General features: G+C 66.7%; 6 protein-coding genes. 5 read left to right on the top strand and 1 reads right to left on the bottom strand.

Annotated features, from left to right (window positions below):
- The coding region (locus HF526_RS36700; RefSeq protein WP_338051944.1) for a glutamine amidotransferase at positions 1-138 on the bottom strand (138 nt) is incomplete at its 3' end.
- Between the two features lie 486 nt (positions 139-624).
- On the opposite strand from HF526_RS36700, the gene ribA reads away from it, so the two are divergent.
- The 5 genes from ribA to HF526_RS34200 form a co-directional block, all read left to right on the top strand.
- Entirely contained in the window at positions 625-1,935 is a 1,311-nt protein-coding gene (gene ribA, locus HF526_RS34220) for a GTP cyclohydrolase II (RefSeq protein WP_338051943.1), read from the top strand.
- 2 nt (positions 1,936-1,937) lie between these two features.
- Positions 1,938-2,381: a glutamine amidotransferase gene (locus HF526_RS37625; protein WP_420821684.1), complete on the top strand. Its 444-nt coding sequence runs from the start codon at positions 1,938-1,940 to the stop codon at positions 2,379-2,381.
- Positions 2,311-2,487, top strand: coding sequence for a hypothetical protein (locus HF526_RS34210; protein ID WP_169385795.1), 177 nt, complete (start codon positions 2,311-2,313; stop codon positions 2,485-2,487). Before HF526_RS37625 ends, HF526_RS34210 begins: the two co-directional genes overlap by 71 nt.
- 13 nt (positions 2,488-2,500) lie before the next feature.
- Positions 2,501-3,490 carry an oxidoreductase gene (locus HF526_RS34205; protein WP_169385797.1) on the top strand — a complete coding sequence of 330 codons (990 nt, stop codon included), beginning with the start codon at positions 2,501-2,503 and terminating at the stop codon, positions 3,488-3,490.
- Between the two features lie 251 nt (positions 3,491-3,741).
- Positions 3,742-4,189, top strand: a 448-nt coding sequence (locus HF526_RS34200; RefSeq protein WP_169385796.1) for an LLM class flavin-dependent oxidoreductase, incomplete at its 3' end; no start/stop codon positions are given.

Here is a 4,189-nt window from a genome sequence, read left to right as displayed (position 1 = left end):
GTCCAGGAAGACACCAGCCCCCTCCTCGTACTCGGTGGAGTGGAACTGGTCGAAACCCTTCATGTGGATCGTGTGCTTGATCCACGACTCACCCGCGACCAGGACGCGCAGCGGGGGTGTGCTCAGGGTGTCGGGCACATGCCCTCCTCTTGTGATAAACGTTTCTGCTCATGGCGTACAGCCGCCCAGTGCGCAGCCTCTACGGGCTGAAAGTAGCAGGTCCGCGAGAACTGACAAGAGGTAGGAACGTTTCCACCCGGTAACCAGAGGTCGAGCGGCTGAACGATGCGCCTCTGGAGCGCGGCCCGGGGGCTCACCGACCGGACGGCCCGTCGGGAGACTCGCTGGGTGGCCGACCCCTACCGCCACCGCTACCGGATGGCGCGCGGGCCCGCCGAGCAAACGGGCCGGCAACCCCTCGGCACCCTCGGGGGCCCAGACGCGCAGCTCCAGCGGCCTGCCGGGTGCTTCGTCACCACTGGAGATCGCGCGTACCGATCAATTGGCCGTTGACAAGCCGAGGAGCGGAGGCCAAACTCAGGCGCCATGTTGGACGTTTGTTCAAAGTAGACCGGAAGATCGGGTCGACACAGGGCGGCGAGTTCGTCAGGAAGCTCGCCCCCTGTGACGGAGGCCGAGGTGGTCGCCGTGTGCAGGTCGATTCATCGCGAAGGGTGGGTTCTTCAGGTGGCCCGTAAGACCAGAGAGCTGGAGCGTGCTGCTCAGGCAGTGCGTTCGGCCGTCGAGGCGCTTGCGTCAGGTGGGCTGGTCGTAGTCGCCGATGACCATGAACGCGAGAACGAGGGCGATCTGATCGCGGCGGGCGCTCTGATAACCGCGGACGCGGTGGCCTTCATGGTGCGGCACACGACCGGCATCCTGTGTGCTCCGATGCCTGCCGCCCGCGCCCGGGAGCTGGGGCTTGCGGACATGGTCCCGGAAAGCACGGACCCCCACGGCACCGCGTTCACGATCACCGTCGACCACGGCAGCTGCGCAACGGGCGTGTCGGCACAGGATCGAGCCCTGACCCTGCAGGCCCTGGCCGACCCGGCGGCTGGTGCATCGGAGTTCACCCGGCCCGGCCACATCTTCCCGCTGAAGGCCCGCGAGGGCGGAGTGCTTACCCGTCCCGGGCACACGGAGGCCGCTGTCGACCTCCTGAACCGAACCGACCTCCCGCCAGTCGCGGTGATCAGCGAGATCCTCGACGAGGACGGTGACATGGCGCGCGGAGACACGCTCAAGCGGTTCGCCGCGGAGCACGGGCTGCCCTTCCTGACGATCGCGGACCTGATCAAGGTCCGCGACGCGGAGCGTGCCGAGGTGCGACGAGTGGCAACGGCGGCGCTGCCCACGGTGTTCGGCGACTTTCAGGCCGCGGCCTACCGCACCTGCGACGGCGCCGAGCACCTGGCGATCGTGCTCGGCGACGTCGCTGCACAGGGGGTATCCGAAGACGGTGTGCTGGTCCGGGTACACAGCGAATGTCTCACCGGAGACATCATCGGCTCGCTGCGCTGCGACTGCGGCGCCCAGCTCGAGCACGCGCTCGCCGCGATCACCCGCGAAGGCTGTGGCGCCGTCATCTACCTGCGAGGACACGAAGGCCGCGGAATCGGACTGGCCAACAAGATCACCGCATACAGCCTCCAGGATGACGGCCTCGACACCGTCGATGCCAACGTCGTCCAGGGCCTACCGGTCGATGCCCGCGACTACGGGCACGCTGCGGGCATCCTGGCCGATCTCGGTGTCCACAACGTTCGCCTCATCAGCAACAACCCGGCAAAGAGCGTCGCTCTCCGCGAGCATGGGCTGTCCGTGGTCGAACAAGTCACAGTCCCCTACGCGGAAAACCCACACAACGTGCGGTACCTCAGAGCGAAGGAGAATCGCATGGGGCACCAGAAGTTCGACACAGTCGCGATGTAGGAATGATTGTGTTTGCCCTGCGTGCGGTGCAGGCATATCGCGCATCGCTCCGCAACGTCCGAGGCAAGAACGCAGGAGAAGGCGTGGCACAGTCGCCGAGCGGGGGACAGCCAAAGGTGCTGTTCGTCGGTGAGTCCTGGACCAAGCACACGATCCACCTGAAGGGCTCGACCAGTTCCACAACACCGAGTACGAGGAAGGCGCCCCGGACTTCCTCAATGCACGCGCCACCAGCGGCTTCGATGTCACCTTCACTCGCGCACACGAGATCTCACGTCGCTTCCCGCGCCAGGCCAGCGCTGGACGAGTACGCGGCTGTCATCCTCAGTGACATCGGCTCCAATAGCGTGCAACGCGGTACGAGAAGCCGGGGCCGTGGCGGTGTACGCCGGCGCGACTCACGGGATCTTCTTCGGCGACGCCGAGATCAAATTCAAGTCGGCTGATCTGGACGGGATCATGGTCACCGACACGATTGCGCTGTGTAGTGCGGTGTTCGACGGTTCCAACCACATCTTCTCATCGGTCGGATGGCCGACGCCTGCGGTTTAAGGAGACGCTCATGTTGCTCGACCCCCTCAAGGTTCGGGGCGTGGAGCTGCCGAATCGGGTCGTCATGGCGCCGATGTCGCAGCGCTCCGCTGACGAGACCGGGTGCGCGAGTAGTTGGCATCTGGTGCACTACGGCTCGCGTGCGGTCGGTGGTGTCGGGCTCGTGATGATCGAGGACTCGGCGGTCTCGCCCGAGGGCCGCGGGCACGGCGGCGCTCTTGGCCTCTACACCGATGAGCAGGCCGCGGCGCTGGCGCCCATCGTGGAGTTCTGCCACGAGCAGGGGGCCAAGGTCGGTGTGCAGCTCGGGCACACCGGGCGGAAGGCCTTCGCCGACAGCGCCGCGCTCAACCAGGTCGTAGGTGCCACCGGGGCGCCCTTCAACGCCTCAAGCCACCGGCCCCACGCGCTGACCGACGAGGAGATCTGCGACCTGGTCGCTGCGTTCGGGCAGGCCGCAGCCAGGGCGAGTCAGGTCGGCGTTGACGTGATCGAGATCCACGCCTCGCACGGGTACCTCATTCACGAGTTCCTTTCGCCGCTTACCAACCACCGCTCAGGCCCGTACGGCGGCGGCCCCGAGGCCAACAGCCGCTTCCTGCTCGAAATCGTGGAACAGGTACGCGCAGCCTGCGGGTCGGGAATGCCGCTGTTCGTCCGGCTGGCGATCGACGACCTCGCCGACGGCGGCTGGCATGCTGACGACGCCATCCCGGTCATCAACGAGCTCAGCCGGGCCGGCTGCGATGCCATCGACGCCGCGGCCGGCGGCGCAGTCGAGGGCGCGTCATCGTTCGAGATCCCGGTCGACTTCCGCAACCTGGCCGCACAGGTCCGCGAACGCACTGGTATGCCGACCATCGTCGCCGGCGGCATCAGCAGCGCAGAAGCAGCCGAAGCCGCGCTTGCCGGCAGGGACTGCGACCTCGTCGCGATCGGACGGCTCCTGCTCACCAACCCCTTCTGGGTCAACTCCCTGAAGGAGCCGCCCCAGGCCAGATGACCACACCCACGCGAGACCAACCTCGACGCCCAAGCGCACCCTGCTGTCAGGCCATTCCCGAACGAGCGCACGTCCAAGCAGTCCGTCGCTGAGTGGGCCTTACGTGGCCACACAACGCCGTACTCCGACCTCGGGTGGGGTGGCGAGAACCCAGCCTCGCCCCATGTTGTCGCAGCTGGTCTGCGGAGCATCGGATTCGGCCTCATCCGTTCCTTCCTCTTCACCCACGATTCCCGATAATGGAGTGAGTTATGGCACTGAAGTTCTGGGTGACGACACCCTTCTTCTATTCGGACATGGACCGCCCGTGGGGCGAGTTGCTGCAGGACATGCTGACGATCGTCGACACCGCCGAGCGGCTCGGTTTTGAGGGCGTCGCGATCAACGAGAACGTGTTCCAGAACTACGTCGCGAACCCCAGCGCCCTGGCCTTCGCCGCGCTCGCGGCGGCCCGCACCACGCGGCTGCGGATCCTGCCCGGCGTGGTGGTGCTCCCGAGCTACAACCCGCTGCTGATCGCGTCGGAGATGGCGATGCTGGACCACCTGGCCCCGGGCCGCGTGGGTATCGGCGTGGCCCGGGGCGGCGGCCGGTACCAGCTGGACCGGATCGGGGTGGACCCCGCCAAGTCGCGGGAGATCTACGAGGAGGCGCTGGAGATCATCCAGAAGGTGTGGGTCGAGGACAACGTGACCTACG

The sequence above is a fragment of the Pseudonocardia acidicola genome, from assembly GCF_012911935.1.
In the GTDB taxonomy this organism is placed as follows: domain Bacteria; phylum Actinomycetota; class Actinomycetes; order Mycobacteriales; family Pseudonocardiaceae; genus Pseudonocardia; species Pseudonocardia acidicola.
This window is presented reverse-complemented; position numbering and strand designations above follow the sequence as displayed.